The sequence below is a fragment of the Bacillus sp. FSL H7-0578 genome, from assembly GCF_038630855.1.
Lineage (GTDB): Bacteria > Bacillota > Bacilli > Bacillales > Bacillaceae > Bacillus > Bacillus safensis.
On record NZ_CP152045.1, the window covers coordinates 2,285,023 to 2,301,466 of the forward strand.

Sequence of the window (16,444 nt, forward strand, 5' to 3'; positions counted from 1 at the left end):
TCACCACCTTAAGAGCGTTTTTTCTCATCCTTTGCTTTGCCGTCCACCTTTTCCGCGTCCCAGAAAATGTCGCTGAATACATCAGCTGCCGCATTGGATGCATTTCTTAATTCTTCCATATTATTATCTACTCCACCAAATTCTAAAAGAAGGGCTTTGTCGGATAAATCTTGATTATAGATTCCATTATCGCCAATTTCTCCTTTGGCAAACACACCGACACTAAGACCTTTATATTTTTTCTCCATCAAATGGTGGAACTCTGTCGCAAGCTTTAAGTTTTTCTCATAGCTTTGATTCTTCTTCCCAACAACAAACGCAATTCTCGCATATTTCTTCCCTTTGATTTCGACAGTCGTATCTTTCTTTCTTCTTGAGTCCCGGTGAATATCAATTAAATAATCGAGGTCATCATTTTTCGCTAAGGCTTCTTTCACGACCAATCTTGATTCATTATAAGACTGCGGATATTTTAATCCTTTTTTCACCAGTCTTTTTTCAATTTCCGTTTTGTCGACTGTATTGCCGATTCCTTGCTGATCAAGCGCCTTTCCAAACATGTCGCCGACAAGGGTGACATTCACTTTTGAGTGCCGTGCATTATTTGGATTCGTTTCTCCTTTTAAAAATGGTAAATATGATTCCGTATTATGTGTGTGGTAAATGTACACAGCTTTTCGTTTTCCTGTTGACCGGTCCGGTTCTTTGGCAGGCTTTTTCGGCGTATCATCATCGAGCTTGTCCAGCTCAGCCAAATTTGCTTCTTTTTCATCTTGGATCACTTCACTAGGCGGCGGCGATTCCATCGGCATATTGGTATAGTCTGTTCCTTCACCCGCTAAGATGATTTTTGTATCAAAATGTTCAAAGCCTGGGAGCTCTCTTCCTAGGAAACTGCGCGGGTCTTCTAAATTAATACTTGTTGCAAGCTTCAATGACAGCCCAGAGAAATGAAATCCTTTTTGATCTTCTGGAACTGCTGAGGCGAAATATTGGTTTTCCATGCCCATTAATGTGGCAAAAAATGCGCCAGAGAGCTCATCTGCTACACCATATAACGAGGCTTGCGGCCTCAGCTCGGGTTTTAAAGAGGTCAAAGCCCCTGACATCACAAACACCACAACAAGAGAGGCAATAAATAAGAAGATGCTTTTTACTACTTTCGTTCCATTAATCGCAACGACCAACTGTCGAGGACGGCGGGGTCTTTTTTTCATGATTTACTCCCTCCAGCACGCTTTCTAGTAATTACACTATGAGCGAGCTAGAGAAAGTAGAACCGATTAATGATTATATGAACCCATATTATCTTGAGTGATTTTTTGATGAAGCGCTGTGTTTAATCCGTTGGCAAGTACGTTTGCCATATCATCAATGAATGTATCGACTTCCTTAGGCGTGACCATTAAATTTTGCCCCAGGGGCGCAAGCACTTCGTGGATCAGCTGCCTTTTCTCTTCTTCAGGAAGGGTTCCTACGATGCCTAAGAATGATTGACGCGTTTCTTCATCTGGCAAGTCCTCTTCGTTAAGCACTTTTTTCTTCCCGAATGTCAAACCAGCCGGCACAAGAGAGCGGGATGGTCTATCATCTTTTAGTTCTCTACCAAAATGCTTTAAGACATAATCAATTGTGTCACTTGCAATGGTTACTGCATCCACCACTGTCGGAACGCCAATCGCAATCACTGGAATTCCCAATGTTTCTTTGCTTAATTCTTTTCGCTTATTCCCTACACCAGAGCCGGGATGGATACCTGTATCAGAAATTTGAATGGTTGTATTCACTCGTTCCACCGCACGAGCAGCAAGGGCATCGACCGCGATGACAAAATCAGGCTTAGACCGCTCGATCACGCCTTGGATAATGTCACTTGTTTCAATACCGGTCAGTCCCATCACCCCTGGAGACAAAGAGGAAACCGGGCGATAGCCTTCCTGAACATTTTCCGGCTGCAATTCAAAGAGATGGCGGGTTACAAGCAGGTTTTCAACTGTGAGAGGACCTAATGCATCTGGCGTAACATTCCAGTTTCCCAGCCCTACTACAAGGCAGCTTGCATCAGCCTGAATGCCTCTGTCTTTTAGAAACTGAGCAAAATGATGGGCAAAGACTTCAACGACTTTTTCTTGCATCTCAGAGTCTTTCTCCCGAATGCCTTGTGCCTCAAACGTCAAGTATGTCCCTGACTTTTTGCCGGTCAGCTCCTCCCCTTCTTTCGTGATTTCCACAGTACGTATGCGGATGCCTTGCTCTTCTTTTTCCTTTTCGACAATCCCTTGGATCCCGTCCTTTTTGACGACATTCGGATCGTTCTCTTGTTCTAGTATCTCTTTTGTTTCAACAGCGAGGTCTGTCCGGATTTGATAAACGCTTAAATCGAGTTTCTGTTTCTCCATAAAAAGACTCCTTCCACCAAGTAATTAACAGTAGTCTTTCCATCTCTTGAAAGAAACATTCGAGCACGTCATCAATGAAAAATACTTTACATTTATATTGCATTCTAAAGGTGTGTTTGATAGAATACAATTTGTTCTATTGTGAAGATTTAACCTTAAGACAATTGTGTTTAGGTTGTATCTTAGGAGGTGAAACACATGCCAAATATTAAATCAGCGATCAAACGTACAAAAACGAATAACGAACGCCGTGCACATAACGTAACAATCAAGTCTGCGATGCGTACTGCGATTAAACAAGTTGAAGTTTCTGTAGCTAACAACGATGCTGAGCAAGCAAAAGCTGCTCTTGCTTCTGCTGCAAAACGCATTGACAAAGCCGTTAAAACTGGTCTTGTACACAAAAACGCAGCTGCGCGTTACAAATCAAGACTTGCTAAACAAGTAAACGGACTTTCTGCATAATGCTTGCAACGCCTCAGTGATGAGGCACCTGTTTAACTGTACGTCCGTCCTGACCGGCCGAGCCTTAAGGACAGACTGGCAATTATACATCTAAACAAAAACGACCCTCTTTTTAGAAGGTCGTTTTTTTATATTCAAGCGCCTAACAAACGAAGCAGGAACAATTCTAACAGCAGCTGCTTGTCCTTTTTACCCGTTTTCATTTCGTAATCAATCGTTGAAAGCTCTTTGACGATCTGCTTAAGCTCTTCTTCTGAAAACAGTCTTGCCTGATCCATCGCAAGTTTGACCCGGAATGGATGGACTTTTAGATTTGAAGCAATTTGTTTTTGTCCATAGCCTTGCTGAGCGAAGTACTTCGTCTGCAAAATCAATCGAAATTGAGTTGAAATGAGTGCTAATATTTTAATGGGTTCCTCATTTTGCTTCAGCAGGTCATAAAACATCTGCATGGCCTCAGAGCGGCGTCTGTTTACAATTTGATTAATCAGCTCGAAAATATTTTGCTCTAAGCTTCTTGCAACGAGCTGATTGACATCCGCTAACTCAATTTCCTCCCGCTCTCCAATATATGTACTTAGCTTCCGAACCTCTTGGAATAGAGAGGAGAGACTCCCGCCGCATAGCATCACAAGCTGCTCAGCCGCTTTAGATGTAATCGTCTTCCCTTCTGTCTTCACCAGTGTGATGGTGAAATCAGTTGTTTCTTTTGGGTTTAACTCTTTCGCCTCAACGACAGCAGCTTTCTTTTTTAGCAATTTGGTGATTTTTTTACGCTCATCCAGCTTTTCATATGGTGCCAATAACACGAGAATGGTATAGGGCGCTGGCTTTTCTAAATAAGCTTCTAATACAGAAAGCTCATGCTCAATCTTTTCCTTTTTCTTTTCTGCTGTAAGAAAATAAGGATTCTTGATCACGACGAGACGTCTTTCTCCCATAAATGGAAATGTTTCTGCATCCGTTACAGCCTGTTCAAGCGGCACTTCTTCCATATCGAAGACGGAGTAATTAAAATCCTTCGTTTCTTCGTCTACTACAGCTTGTCTCAATTTAGCAGCGGTTTCTTGCAGTAAATATGTTTCTTTCCCATATAAGCAATAAACGGGATGGATATCCCCTCGTTTTAAATTGTTCCATACATCAAAGACCATCAATTGAATCCCTCTCTTTCACTTCCTCCTCTATCCTAAAGTGTGTGAAGACATTAGTAAAGAGGAAGCTGAAAGTGCCGCCTCCTCATTTATAGTAAACGTCCGGCGCAAGCTCCCGGGTCAGCCTGCTGTCAGACGATATTCATAAAATGATCATAAAATGGAAAACGGTTACTTTACCTTCTAGCAATTCCAAATGAGTTCAAGTATACTAAAATTAGCCAGGAGGGATGAAAATGAATGAATTTGAAAAAAATGTTCAAAGCAAGCGGAATGATGTGACCGACTCAGCCGTTGGTTTTATCGTCACATTCGGATTTTTCGCCTCAATGTTTATTTTGGCAACCATTATACACCTCGTTGGATCTTAACTTCATGAAGGTTACATGACTGCCGTTTTGGCAGTTTTTTTATTGAGTTTGTAAGATATCATATGGAGGGTGAGTATAAAACGTTCCTTCCTCATCGAGAAATTCATACGTCACGCTCCCGTCGGTATCTGTTCGATACACCTTCATTTGCTGGTCTTTTAATTTTTTCAAAACTTCCTGATGTGGATGCTGATAACGATTGCGTTCACCTGCTGAAATGAGTGCATGTGAGGGCTTGAGATGCTGAAGCCATTCTTCACTTGTTGACCCTTTACTCCCGTGATGTCCAACCTTTAAGATATCTGCCCGCAGATGAGGAAAGGCTTCTATAATGTCTCGCTCCCCTTCTTGTTCAAGATCTCCAGTGAGCATAAACCGTTTCCCGCCTAGAGTAAATGTCAAAACGAGTGAATCATTATTCTTAGTTGTTACCCGATCACGCGATGGATGAAGGACCTTAAATATTTGCTCTCCAATCTGAAGCTGATCTCCTCTCTCTAATTCATCAATCATGATCCCTTGATCAGCTGCTTCTTTTAACAGCTCCGCATCCTCTGGACTCCGTGCAAAGCCTTTTGGAATAGCCAGCCGCTTTACTTTATTTCGTTTGATTAAACGAGCTGCTTCTCCCATATGGTCTTGATCCGCATGTGTAAGAATAAGAACATCAAGTTTTGCTATACCTTTAGAATGCAGAAACGGGATCAGCGTTTGATCACCGATCGAAGACACTTTACGCCTTTTCTTCCACGGTTCTTCTTCAAAAGAAAGTCTGCCTCCTGTATCCACAAGCAGGTGCCCCTTTCGATAGGGCAGCTGAATAAACAAACTATCCCCCTGTCCTACATCCAGCATCGTCACTTCCCCTTTTTCGAAAAAATTCGGGGTGAAATAGTGTGCACTCAAGACACCAATAAGAAAAAGGATCGGCAGTGCATAGGATTTCACAGAAGTTTTGCACTCCATCACAAATAACAGAACAATTAACGCGCTCACCTCAAGAAGAATATGCCACCAAGCAGACTTCATAAAAATCAAGTTGAATTCATCAAAAACAGCCATATAGGCTGACAATTGATGACTAAGCTGAATCACCGAATCAAGCAGCTGAAACAATGTTTGTCCAAGCGGAAGATAAATAGTAGTGAGAATAAAAAAGAGTAAGGATAGCGGCATAACGACCGTCGTATATAAAGGAACAAATATCATGTTCAAAGGTACGCTCAGTAAAGAGAATTGGTGAAAATGATATAAAAGAACAGGAAGTGAAGCAAGCTGTGCAATAAAGGAAATCAGGAATAATTGCATGACTGAACTTTTTGCTTTTGATAAAATCCTAGTCGATAACAAAATAAAAAACGTGACCGCGAATGAAAGCTGAAATCCAATATCAAATAAATAAAGAGGATGAATTGCTAATAAGAGTAAAAACGTTGCACTTAATACTACAGCAGAAGGCTGTTTCATTTCTTTTGGCAAACTAGTCATCACTAAATAGATTCCTGCCATGAGGCAAGCTCTTAAAACAGATGGTGCAGCACCTGTCAAACAAGCATAAATAGGAAGAAAGCATAATAGAAGAATACGTGCTGTCTCTCTTGTCACGCCCGCACGAAGGAGACACCAAAATAAACATGCAAGAAGCGTTTGTACATGCAATCCTGAGATCGCTAGTAAATGAATAATCCCAAGCATTTGATAATCTCTTAATGTGTCAGGGTCTATCAACTCACGATCGCCAAAAATAAGTGCCTGTACAATGCCAACAGAGTGTTTAGGCACATGATCTTCTAAAAATTTCAACCCCTTTTGCCTTATCACTTGAAGATAATAGGAAGAACTGTCTTTTTTTGTACAGTTTTTGATCGACTGTGGCAGAAAAATGGCGTCAATGCCTTTTGATTTTAAAAATTGATCGTATTGAAACCCGTTAGGAATGGTTGCGTGCTTTGCTGGACGAACATCACCTGTCATGTGACAGCTCATACCAGGTTCTACCTCTTTTAATGCCTCCTTTTCACGCTCTGTTTGGATTGTATAAAAAGTGGCTAGTTGTTCATGGTCTGTTGAAACAGTCGCTGAAAAACGATTGCCATCTGTTTTCGGAATACTTTCAATCACAACGGAACCAGATAGGAATTTTTCTAGTACGGGTTGATCCGTTTCAAGAGACTCATGAATCATAAAAATGAGTATATAGACAGCACCGCATAGGCTGACCATTAAAAAGAGCTGAGGCATTTTTTTCAGTAGGCTTAGAAGTAATATGATGAGAAGAAAGAGAAGGAAATACATATGAAGATGATATGCAGCCAGAGCAATTCCAACAGCTGCTGAAATTGCCCCAAACGGCAAATATTTAAACATAGGAAGTAAATAATTGATTTGCCTTCTCATGCATATCGCGAATTTCTGTTTCGCTAAGTCCTGATTCACTCAGCTTCCCAATTAAATCTGCAACAAAGGCCAATTTTTCTTGATTTTTTAAGTCGATGATCATTTCATCTAATTCAACTTGCTCTGTTTGAACACCCGCCTGCTCGAATAAATCAATCGCATATGGATGATTTTTATAATCCTTTGCATAGTACACTGTTCGTATGCCCGCTTGAATGATGGCTTTACAGCACTGTAAACAAGGAAAATGTGTGACATATATTTCAGCATCAGCTGTAGGTGCACCAAATTTGGCACATTGTAAAATAGCATTCATTTCCGCATGGATGGTGCGAACACAGTGATGATCAATGACATAGCACCCTACATCCGCACAATGAACATCACCGGCAATGGAGCCATTATACCCCCCTGCAATGATGCGCTTGTCCCTTACGATGGTCGCCCCAACAGCTAACCGCTCACAAGTGCTTCGTAAAGCAAGCAAATGGCTTTGTGCCATAAAATATTGATTCCATGAAATTCTTTCCACGAGCTGATCCCTCCAGAATGATGGTTGATATTAAGTGTACATGCCTTTCTTCTCTACCGTCAATTCTACTTCACGGTCAATTGACTTTTCAGCCGTTCAATCGTCTTTTCCCCAAAACCTGAAATGTTCCGCAAGTCTTCAATTTGTTGAAATTCTCCGTGTTCCTCTCTATACGTAATGATAGCTTCGGCTTTAGCTGGTCCTATGCCGTTAATGGTTTGCAATTCGGCTGCATCGGCCTGATTGACATTCACACCTTCACTCTTTTCAACGCCCGTTGATGCGTCAGCTGATGCTGTTTGCCTCTCTCTTTCCGCTTCCCCCTGCTTCCGAACATAAATCATCATACTATCCTCTAATTTAGCTGCTTGGTTGATTTCAATCGAGTCTGCTTTGCTGGTAAAGCCTCCTGCCCTTTGAATCGCTTCCTCTACCCGAGCATCAGATTGAAACGTATAAACACCTGGCTTCCTTACAGCTCCTTTGACCTCTACAAAAATCGTCGATGGCTCTTTTTTTGTCTTTTCTTGTTTGTCTTCTAATGTGACTTGTATGTCTTTATTTTCCTTCAATACACTTGGCTCTCTGCTGCCCTCTCCTTTTCCAGTGAAAAAGAAGAAACTGAAGATGATCACGACTATGAGTCCAGCGGCGATATAAAGACTGTATTTTTTTAATGAAATGAGTCGTTTCACTTACTCACGCTTCTTTCAATCATATTTTTCTACTGCTCAACATACTGTTTAGAAGATAACAGATCCTATGCGTCTAAGGAGGGAGAACGTTTGAATATAGGGTTAATCGGTACAGGAAACATGGGTACCATACTTACTGAGGCATTTATTGAATCAAAGGCAGTCAATCCCTCATCGATTACCATTACAAACCGAACCATTGAAAAAGCGTTCAATATAAAAAAGAACCATCCAGAGCTTGAAGTAACGAAACAGCTTTCAGGGGCTGTCACGAATAAAGATTTCATTTTTGTTTGTGTCAAGCCACTTGATATTTATCCACTTTTAAAAGAACTGAGCCCTCTTTTAACGGAGCAGCAAACCATTGTCATCATTACAAGTCCGGTTCATCCTGAACAGCTTCAGGATATCGTTCCTTGTCAAACAGCCAGGCTGATCCCAAGCATTACAAACCGCGCTTTATCAGGCGCATCACTTTTAACTTTTGGTTCATCATGCAATGCCGCGATGAAAACTGCGTTAAGACAGTTAGCTTCGTGCATTTCAACACCTATCGAGATCCATCATTCAATTACTAGAGCGGCTTCCGATATTGTCAGCTGCGGACCTGCTTTTATCAGTTTTCTCGTTCAGAAAATGATTGAAGCAGCCGTAGAAGAAACGGATATTTCCAAAGAAGAAGCCACCACCTTATCAGAGGATATGCTTGTTGGTCTTGGCCGTTTGATTGAAAAAAGAGTCTATACCCTTCCGACACTGCAAGACAAAGTATGTGTGAAAGGCGGCGTCACTGGTGAAGGCATTAAAGCACTTGAAGCAGGTGTGCAAGATATGTTTCACCGTCTCTTTCAAAATACCCATGAAAAATTCGATGAAGATCTAGAAGCGGTTGCGCATCAATATCCGCCAAGTGTGTTCACTGATGATCGCAGAAATTAATCATCTTTGCAACAAACGAAAAAAGGGTTTTAAAAAACCATCGTTCTATTAAACGATGGTTTTTGGTTTCTTAGCTGAGATGAAATATCTTTCGGCGAATTCACCGGGGGCTTCATTTGTAAAATCAGCAGTCACTTCTATTTGTTCAAAGCCAGCGGACTCAAGGAACGCTGCATATGTTTCAAATGGAAATGTGCGCTGTTCATGTGTCTCATCATAACGCTGATACATGTCTCCGTCTTTTACAAAAAAGCTTAAATCATGTATGACCGAATACATGTCATCCCCTTTATCACTCTGCCAAATATAGCTGATCTCTTCATCTTGATCTGCATAAGTCGAACCTGGGAATACCTCTTCCATTTTATAAGGCGTATGAACATCAAAAAGTAAAACCCCATCTGCCTCTAAAAGCTGAAACATGTTTTTAAAGGTTTTTTTGACGTCATTTTCGTTTTTTAAGTAATTCAAGGAATCACAGCAAATAACGGCTGCCTGGAAGGCTTGCTCAAAGCCCGTAACCTCTCTCATATCTTGATGTAAAAATTGAATCGACTGCTTTTTCGCCTGCGCTTTTTGCTGCGCAAAGGCCAGCATTTCTTCACTGAGGTCAATTCCTGTGACCTTGTGGCCCTTTTCAGCTAACCGAAGAGAAATCTCTCCAGTTCCACAGCCTACATCGATGATGGCAGCATTCGGCTTCATATACTGCTGGATCCACTGAACCCATTCATCATAAGGTGCATGTGTCATGAGCTCGTCATACACACCTGCAAACCCTTGATAAATCATGAGTTAATGCCAAGTGAAAGCGTTTCTCTCGGCGCATCTCCCCATAGCTTTTCTAGATTGTAGTATCCTCTTTCTTCTTTGTGGAACACATGGGCAATGACATCACCCAGGTCAATCAATACCCATCTTGCTTCATCAAAGCCTTCCATCTTCTTCACTTCGATTCCGCTTTCCTCTGCAAGATGTTTTACTTCTCTTGCAATGGCTTGCACTTGTTTATCAGAATTTCCGTGACAAATGAGAAAATAATCTGCAACAAGTGAGATTCCTTGCATATTAAGGGCAATAATATCCTCAGCCCGTTTATCATCGCATGCTCCTGCTGCGACGTTTAAAATTGATGATGAATCCATCCAAAATTCCTCCTTAGTTGTTCTTATGCACAAGCGAATTGTAAGTAGCAAGCGTATCTGGAAAGACTGGCTGATTCTTTTTCATTAGAAAACTGATGGTGTTTTTTAATGATTGGATCAGTGCACGATCTAGATCATTTTCTGCTAATTCCCTTACTTCTTCGACACCAGGGAAATGACGTCCTGGTTCAATATAATCTGCGACATAAATGACTTTTTCAAGTAAGGTCATGTCTGGTCTGCCGGAAGTATGAAATTCAATAGCTGTTAACACATCTTGATCGTCAATTCCAGCTTCTTTTTTGACCAAATAGGCACCAACCGGGGCGTGCCAAAGCTCGGGCGAATATTCAAGCAATAAAGGGTTCATCTGTTCTTTTTGGATAATCCCTTTCATTTCTTCTTTTGGTCTAAATTTCGCATAATCATGAAAAATAGCGGCGATCTCTGCTTTTTTCACATCTGCACCGAACCGTTCCGCTAATGAAATGGCTGTCTCCATGACCCCGAGTGTATGTGTATATCTATGCTCTGTTAACTGCTCTTTGACACAGTTCAATGCTTCTTCACGATTCATATAAATGATGCTCCTTTATATAACGCTCAACAGCTTTCGGAATCAAATAATCGACAGGGTTCCCCTGCTCTATTCGCTGCCTAATCAATGTCGATGATACATCAAAAGCTGGAACATCTGCAAATAAAAGAGGATATGCCGTACTTCCAACGTAACCCGGCCTTTTCATCCCAATAAAGGTGATCATTTGAAGCAAATCATCGATCCGATGCCATTTTGGCAAATACTCGACCATGTCTGCTCCTATCATAAAAAAGAACTGATCTTCTGGATGACGCTTCTTTAACAGATTCACTGTATCTACCGTATAAGACGGACCCTCCCGCTCCATTTCAATAAGCTCGAGCCGAAAATATGGATTTGATTGAATCGCCGCCTCCACCATTTTTATGCGGTGATGACTATCTGCTCGTTTCCGTCCAGTTTTATGAGGAGGCATATGGTTTGGGATAAACCAAATTTCATCAAGCCCCACTTGAATCCGCACCTCACTTGCCATCAGCAAATGCCCGTTATGGGGAGGATCAAACGTACCGCCGAACAACCCTATTTTTTTCATATCGCATCCACCTTTACGGCAGCTTAATTTGTTTATTTTCCTTAGATTCTTTGTAAAGGACAATCACATTTCCGATCGTTTGAACGAGCTCAGCCTTTGCACCTTTTACAAGTGCTTTCGCAACTTCCGTTTTGTCCTCGTCGCAATTTTGCAATACGCTGACCTTTAACAGTTCTCTTGCTTCAAGCGCCTCGGAAATTTGCTTGACCATATTGTCATTCACCCCGCCTTTTCCAACTTGAAAAATAGGTGATAAATGATGTGCTTGTGCACGTAAAAAACGTTTTTGCTTACCTTTTAACATGGTGTTCCTCCTAATTTCTCTATGACAATTGACTTCATTTTTCCGGCGTCAGGCGTAATGCCTGTCCACAGTTCAAAGGCTCTTACTGCTTGTCCAACAAACATGCCAACCCCATCCACTGTTTTCAAGCCTAAACCTGCTGCTTCACTGAGCAGTTTTGTTTCTATTGGATTATACACAATATCACAAACGACCGCTGTTTTTTTTGCGTTCGCTAAAGAAATCGGGGTTTCTTCAATATTCGGATACATGCCGATCGAGGTCGTATGGATGATGACATCATATTCCCCAAGCCGCTCTTCCGCTGCATTTAATGTGATTGCTTGAGATGTGATTTTCCCCTCTGCACTTTCAATTAAAGCTTCAGCTTTTTCAATGGTGCGGTTCGTAATATCAAAGCTCTTCGGTGCATACTGAGCAATTGTCGTATAAATCGCTCTTGCCGCTCCGCCAGCACCAATCAAGAGAAATGACAGCTCTGATAGCGGCTGATCCAAGGCTTCAAGCAATGAATGAAGGAAGCCTTCTCCATCTGTATTGTACCCAACGAGCTGATCCCCTTCGAGCCTCACCGTATTGACGGCACCGAGGCGTTCAGCTGTCACATCAATTTTGTCGAGGTACTGCATGATTTCTACCTTGTGAGGAACAGTGACGTTAATGCCGCTGATTCCTAACGCCTTCATGCCGTTAATCGCATCTTTCAGGTCATCATTTGCTACTTGAAAGCCATGATAATGTCCATCAATTCCAGCATCCTTTAATGCTGCATTATGAATATCCGGAGACATTGAGTGGCCAACAGGGTTACCGATTACTCCGTATAAAGGTTTCAAGGTCTCTCCCCCTTTGAACATTTAAATTAACGAACGTCTCATAAACACATGAACGCCTTTTGGCGCATAAACTTTGATTTGCTTGCCCGCATCATTTGCAGTGACCCAGCCTAAACCTGAAAAGACGATGTCCATTTTTGGCTGATCAATGGTAAAGGTATGCGGAACGAGCGGCGGGAAATCATCCATTCCCTCTTTTGATGGCGGTGACAAGAGTTCCCCTGCATGTTTTTCATATAAATCATCTGCGTTCTCCAGCTTTGTCCGGTGAATGTTCAGCTCATTTGGCATATAGCAGACAAATGATGTTCTGCCGCCTTTTACGTAATCAAATCGAGCCAGTCCGCCAAAATAAAGCGTTTGTGCTTCATTTAATTGGAACGTTCTCGGTTTCAATTCTTTTTTCGGCGTTAAAATCTTCAAGTCATTTTTGCTGACATAGTGCGCCATTTGATGGCGGTTGATGATGCCCGGCGTATCAAATAAAGCAGACCCGTCATCAAGCGGAATTTCAATCGCATCAAGTGTAGTACCTGGATATTGGGATGTAGTAATAACGTTCTCTTCGCCAGATACTTCTTTGATGATTCGATTGATAAATGTTGATTTTCCAACATTCGTACAGCCGACGACATAGACATTTCTTCCCTCGCGGTAATGATCGATCGCTTCCATCACCTCAGGCACACCCTGGCCTCTGCTTGCACTGATTAAGAAAACATCGATAGGATTTAATCCGTTTTCCTTTGCTTCCCGTTTCATCCAATGAATCAGACGATCTTTTTTCACGGATTTCGGTAAAATATCCACTTTGTTGCCGACAAGTAAAATCGGATTACCGCCGACAATACGGCTCAGTCCATTGATCCAGCTTCCGTTAAAGTCAAAAATATCAACGACCTTCACAATGAGAGAATCTGTCTCTCCAATGCTGTGCAATATATTTAAAAAGTCGTCCTCTGTTAAAGAAACATCTTGAATCTCATTGTAGTTCTTTAACCTAAAACAGCGCTGACAGATCACATCTTCTTTCAATAGAGATGCTGCCGGCGCATATCCTAATTGATCTTTATCTTCCGTCTGAATGGCTACACCGCAGCCAATACAAACAACCTTTTCCATTATTACTCTTCCTCCCACTGAATGTGGCCCTTACGCTTTAAGGCTCCTAAAATTCTGCGTTCAATCTGCCTGTTAAACTTTGTGAAAAATCCGTCCGAGGCAGCAACAGGAACGACCAAAATCGTATGGAAGCCATGACGATTCCCGCCAAGAACATCTGTCATGAGCTGATCTCCAATGACAACCACATCTTCTTTTTTCAACTGCATATCAGCGACTGCCTTATTAAAGGCTCTTCCCATAGGCTTTCTCGCTTTATAAATAAACGGAATATGAACCGGTTCAGAAAAAAGCTTGACCCTTTTTTCATTATTGTTCGATACAATCGTCACTTGTATCCCGTGATCTTTCATTTCTTGAAACCATTCAATTAAGCGCGGTGTCGCACTTGGACGGTCCCATTCTACTAGTGTGTTATCTAGATCGGTAATAATTCCTTTTACATTTCGTTCTTTTAATTTTTGCGGTGAAATGTGGAAAATACTTTTCACAAATTCATCCGGTAAGAAATACTTCTTTAGCACAATTTGCACCCTTTCTTCCATTGGTTTTCAGCGATTGTGTCGAATCAAATCACAATTTGTCTGTCTATCGAATACAATGAAAAAGTTTTCGACATATGATGAGGACCTTCAACAGGTGTGGATAATTTTACACACATTATCCACCTATATTCCATCACGCTTTCATTCAATTATAAACACTCTACCCACAAGTTATCCACTTAACCATGTGGATAACAGAACGATTGTTCTTGTTTCCCATTCATGGTAGATTAAAGGTACTTCAAAGACAGTCGATCAACCTATGATGATATGTCTTTTCCTCAAATTTTATGCCAACTTTTTCAGGGGAGGTGTTTTTCCCATCATATGGGTTTCTAGTATGAAAAAGCTGTCAGATGATTTACTTATAGAATCGTATTATAAAGCAAATGAAATGAACTTAAATCGCGACTTCATTGAATTAATTGAGACAGAAATGAAAAGACGTTCGCTCGGGCATATGCTCTCTGTTTCCTCTTAATTCCATATCACAGGAACCATGCCTCCCGAGCACTCTCCTTTTTTAAACTCAGGTGACTGATATTATATCACTTGCGCTATAGGCTTACTACTATTTTCCGTAAAAAACACCCCTTCTGATGAAAGAAGAGGTGTCTTAATTGCAAGGCTGTTCATTCCAAAACCATAACCCTCCGCCTACGACTAAAATGACCACAAGGAACACAACAAGAAAAGCGTAACCGATTCCTGCTCCTTGTGCTGGATAAGGCGAACACGCAGGGTAAGGATAAGGACATCCCCACATATCAGTTACCTCCTTCTAGGAAGATATACTGTTAGAATATGCTGGATGGATGGTCTTGTTTAGGCAGATGGCCATCATTTAAAAATGTTTGATGACATCACGCTCTTTGATTTCGTTATAAATAATTCTCGCCCCTTTTGGTGTCATATGATTGCCAGAAGGGTCGATCAAACCTGACTGAATCAGGGCATGATCACTATCTTCTCCAGCTTCTCGGATGAAAGCTTTCCAGTTGTCGACAAGCGGCACCTGCTCATCCTTCGCTACTTCTCTGGTGATATCATTATAAGAGTTTTGCCAGGCTCTTGCCCCGCCTCTCCCGGCAAAATAAGATGACTTATATCTAGAGTAATAATACAAGCCATTTTTCCCGCCTTCTACAACAGGCACACAGGTCATGAGAATCGGGGTTATGCCTTCTTTTCTACTTTCAGAAACAAAGTAGATTAAATTTTCTTTAAACCGTTTTTTCGTCACTCGGGGATGTTTCCCGTCTAAAATCGCCGCATCATTCGTGCCGAACATGATGAGGACGTAAGTTGGTTTCTGTTTTAAAATATCCTGCTCAAAGCGAAGTTTCGCGTCTTCAGTCGTCTGCCCGCCAATACCTGCATTCTTCACTTGAATTTGGCCGCGCTCGACGTTTTTCATGAGATTCACCCATTTTTCAGATGTTGGATAATCTCGAAAGTCCCAGTTTGATCCTCTTGTATTGCTGTCACCAAATGCAATGACGCTTTCTTGTACTGGCTTTGAGCACCCAGCAGCAACACATAGTAGGATAAAAAGGAAAACATATTTCTTCACAACATTCACCTCCAAAAGCCCTCTTCATATAGTAAACGACAAGACTTTTGGTTTCAATGAATGAATGTTTTTGACGAATGCTGCCTATTGCAGCTGAACAGGCATATATGCTTTGTCATGGTGCAGCAGTTCACTTACTTTTACAAATTCATAGCCCCTCTTCTTCAACTCAGGAATCACTTGTTTCAATGCTTCTACCGTTTGCTTGCGATTTCCTCCGCCATCATGTAAAAGGATGATATCGCCGCCTTGAATATGATCAATGATTCGGCTTGCAATTTTACGTGCGCCTGGTCTTGACCAGTCCTTCGGATCTTGCGTAAAGGACCACATGACCACATCGTACCCTTGCTTTGATAGAATGCGGAATGATTTCATTGTTAAGCGTCCACCAGGAGGGCGAAATAATAAGGGACCGCCAGGCTGGAGTGAAGCGATATGAGCCGCTGATTCTTTTAATTCCCGCTTGATCTCCTTTGACGACAAAAGGTCAAAATACGTATGATTCATCGTATGATTGCCGAGTTCATTCCCCTCGTCCACAATCCGTTCTGCGATCATTGGATATGTATGAATTCGGCTCCCTATCACAAAAAAGCTTGCATTCACTTGATGGTCCTTCAGCACATCCAATATTTGATTTGTATACACTGGATGAGGTCCATCATCAAAGGTGATCGCAATCTTTTTCCGTTCCGCTCTCACATCCCAAAAGGCACGTCCCGTTTTTTCAAGATCGACTCGTTTTAATGTACGTGCCTCTATTTTATTAGGAATAAAAGCACATAGCAGCCATATACACATCAAGATATGCAGCTCTCTCATTCGACC

At 41.6% G+C, this 16,444-nt stretch carries 21 protein-coding genes; 4 read left to right on the top strand and 17 right to left on the bottom strand.

Annotation, left to right across the window (positions count from 1 at the left end):
- Positions 1–8 precede the first annotated feature (8 nt).
- Entirely contained in the window at positions 9–1,217 is a 1,209-nt protein-coding gene (locus MHB41_RS11730) for a stage II sporulation protein P (protein WP_025092944.1), read from the bottom strand.
- A gap of 66 nt (positions 1,218–1,283) precedes the next feature.
- The gene (gene gpr, locus MHB41_RS11735) at positions 1,284–2,399 is read right to left on the bottom strand and encodes a GPR endopeptidase (RefSeq protein ID WP_024427949.1); all 1,116 of its coding nucleotides are present in this window, start codon (positions 2,397–2,399) and stop codon (positions 1,284–1,286) included.
- A gap of 198 nt (positions 2,400–2,597) precedes the next feature.
- Between gpr and rpsT the strand changes: the two genes are divergently transcribed.
- Complete coding sequence (rpsT, locus tag MHB41_RS11740) at positions 2,598–2,864, top strand: 30S ribosomal protein S20 (protein WP_024423042.1); 267 nt, start codon at positions 2,598–2,600, stop codon at positions 2,862–2,864.
- Between the two features lie 134 nt (positions 2,865–2,998).
- Here the strand turns inward: rpsT and holA are convergent, their stop codons facing one another.
- On the bottom strand, positions 2,999–4,018 hold the full coding sequence (gene holA, locus MHB41_RS11745; RefSeq protein ID WP_034622828.1) for a DNA polymerase III subunit delta: 1,020 nt from the start codon (positions 4,016–4,018) through the stop codon (positions 2,999–3,001).
- Between the two features lie 236 nt (positions 4,019–4,254).
- On the opposite strand from holA, the gene MHB41_RS11750 reads away from it, so the two are divergent.
- Positions 4,255–4,389 (top strand): YqzM family protein, encoded by a 135-nt coding sequence (locus MHB41_RS11750; RefSeq protein WP_012010638.1) that lies wholly within the window; start codon positions 4,255–4,257, stop codon positions 4,387–4,389.
- 39 nt (positions 4,390–4,428) lie between these two features.
- Here MHB41_RS11750 and MHB41_RS11755 read toward each other — a convergent pair whose 3' ends face one another.
- The 3 genes from MHB41_RS11755 to MHB41_RS11765 all read right to left on the bottom strand — a co-directional run bounded on the left by MHB41_RS11755 (position 4,429) and on the right by MHB41_RS11765 (position 8,013).
- Positions 4,429–6,756 (bottom strand): DNA internalization-related competence protein ComEC/Rec2, encoded by a 2,328-nt coding sequence (locus MHB41_RS11755; protein ID WP_061109373.1) that lies wholly within the window; start codon positions 6,754–6,756, stop codon positions 4,429–4,431.
- Positions 6,749–7,318 (bottom strand): ComE operon protein 2, encoded by a 570-nt coding sequence (locus tag MHB41_RS11760; RefSeq protein WP_024423045.1) that lies wholly within the window; start codon positions 7,316–7,318, stop codon positions 6,749–6,751. Before MHB41_RS11760 ends, MHB41_RS11755 begins: the two co-directional genes overlap by 8 nt.
- A 65-nt stretch (positions 7,319–7,383) precedes the next feature.
- Positions 7,384–8,013: a helix-hairpin-helix domain-containing protein gene (locus tag MHB41_RS11765; protein ID WP_197172655.1), complete on the bottom strand. Its 630-nt coding sequence runs from the start codon at positions 8,011–8,013 to the stop codon at positions 7,384–7,386.
- Between the two features lie 90 nt (positions 8,014–8,103).
- On the opposite strand from MHB41_RS11765, the gene comER reads away from it, so the two are divergent.
- Positions 8,104–8,952 (top strand): late competence protein ComER, encoded by an 849-nt coding sequence (gene comER / locus MHB41_RS11770; protein ID WP_217008794.1) that lies wholly within the window; start codon positions 8,104–8,106, stop codon positions 8,950–8,952.
- Between the two features lie 48 nt (positions 8,953–9,000).
- Here the strand turns inward: comER and MHB41_RS11775 are convergent, their stop codons facing one another.
- From MHB41_RS11775 to MHB41_RS11810, 8 genes are read right to left on the bottom strand one after another with little or no spacing between them, the layout of a single operon-like run.
- The gene (locus MHB41_RS11775) at positions 9,001–9,744 is read right to left on the bottom strand and encodes a class I SAM-dependent methyltransferase (protein WP_041106941.1); all 744 of its coding nucleotides are present in this window, start codon (positions 9,742–9,744) and stop codon (positions 9,001–9,003) included.
- The gene (gene rsfS / locus MHB41_RS11780; RefSeq protein ID WP_003217467.1) at positions 9,741–10,097 is read right to left on the bottom strand and encodes a ribosome silencing factor; all 357 of its coding nucleotides are present in this window, start codon (positions 10,095–10,097) and stop codon (positions 9,741–9,743) included. The genes MHB41_RS11775 and rsfS overlap by 4 nt, the downstream gene beginning before the upstream one ends.
- A gap of 13 nt (positions 10,098–10,110) precedes the next feature.
- Positions 10,111–10,674, bottom strand: coding sequence for a bis(5'-nucleosyl)-tetraphosphatase (symmetrical) YqeK (gene yqeK / locus MHB41_RS11785; RefSeq protein ID WP_087975784.1), 564 nt, complete (start codon positions 10,672–10,674; stop codon positions 10,111–10,113).
- A complete protein-coding gene (locus MHB41_RS11790) occupies positions 10,664–11,233 on the bottom strand; it encodes a nicotinate-nucleotide adenylyltransferase (RefSeq protein WP_034622820.1) in 570 nt (189 codons plus the stop codon). The genes yqeK and MHB41_RS11790 overlap by 11 nt, the downstream gene beginning before the upstream one ends.
- A 13-nt stretch (positions 11,234–11,246) precedes the next feature.
- Entirely contained in the window at positions 11,247–11,537 is a 291-nt protein-coding gene (yhbY, locus tag MHB41_RS11795) for a ribosome assembly RNA-binding protein YhbY (protein ID WP_008342507.1), read from the bottom strand.
- On the bottom strand, positions 11,531–12,373 hold the full coding sequence (gene aroE / locus MHB41_RS11800) for a shikimate dehydrogenase (RefSeq protein WP_217008793.1): 843 nt from the start codon (positions 12,371–12,373) through the stop codon (positions 11,531–11,533). Before aroE ends, yhbY begins: the two co-directional genes overlap by 7 nt.
- A gap of 21 nt (positions 12,374–12,394) precedes the next feature.
- Positions 12,395–13,495, bottom strand: coding sequence for a ribosome biogenesis GTPase YqeH (gene yqeH / locus MHB41_RS11805; protein WP_267542839.1), 1,101 nt, complete (start codon positions 13,493–13,495; stop codon positions 12,395–12,397).
- Between the two features lie 2 nt (positions 13,496–13,497).
- Positions 13,498–14,019 carry a YqeG family HAD IIIA-type phosphatase gene (locus MHB41_RS11810; RefSeq protein WP_008356191.1) on the bottom strand — a complete coding sequence of 174 codons (522 nt, stop codon included), beginning with the start codon at positions 14,017–14,019 and terminating at the stop codon, positions 13,498–13,500.
- A 361-nt stretch (positions 14,020–14,380) separates the two neighbouring features.
- Between MHB41_RS11810 and MHB41_RS11815 the strand changes: the two genes are divergently transcribed.
- Entirely contained in the window at positions 14,381–14,521 is a 141-nt protein-coding gene (locus tag MHB41_RS11815) for a sporulation histidine kinase inhibitor Sda (RefSeq protein WP_003217327.1), read from the top strand.
- A 135-nt stretch (positions 14,522–14,656) separates the two neighbouring features.
- On the opposite strand, the gene MHB41_RS11820 is transcribed toward MHB41_RS11815, so the two are convergent.
- From MHB41_RS11820 to MHB41_RS11830, 3 genes are all read right to left on the bottom strand, one after another.
- On the bottom strand, positions 14,657–14,806 hold the full coding sequence (locus MHB41_RS11820) for a hypothetical protein (RefSeq protein WP_162842499.1): 150 nt from the start codon (positions 14,804–14,806) through the stop codon (positions 14,657–14,659).
- A gap of 78 nt (positions 14,807–14,884) precedes the next feature.
- Positions 14,885–15,613, bottom strand: coding sequence for a GDSL-type esterase/lipase family protein (locus MHB41_RS11825; RefSeq protein WP_267542838.1), 729 nt, complete (start codon positions 15,611–15,613; stop codon positions 14,885–14,887).
- An 84-nt stretch (positions 15,614–15,697) separates the two neighbouring features.
- Positions 15,698–16,438 (bottom strand): polysaccharide deacetylase family protein, encoded by a 741-nt coding sequence (locus tag MHB41_RS11830; RefSeq protein WP_061109380.1) that lies wholly within the window; start codon positions 16,436–16,438, stop codon positions 15,698–15,700.
- Positions 16,439–16,444 lie beyond the last annotated feature (6 nt).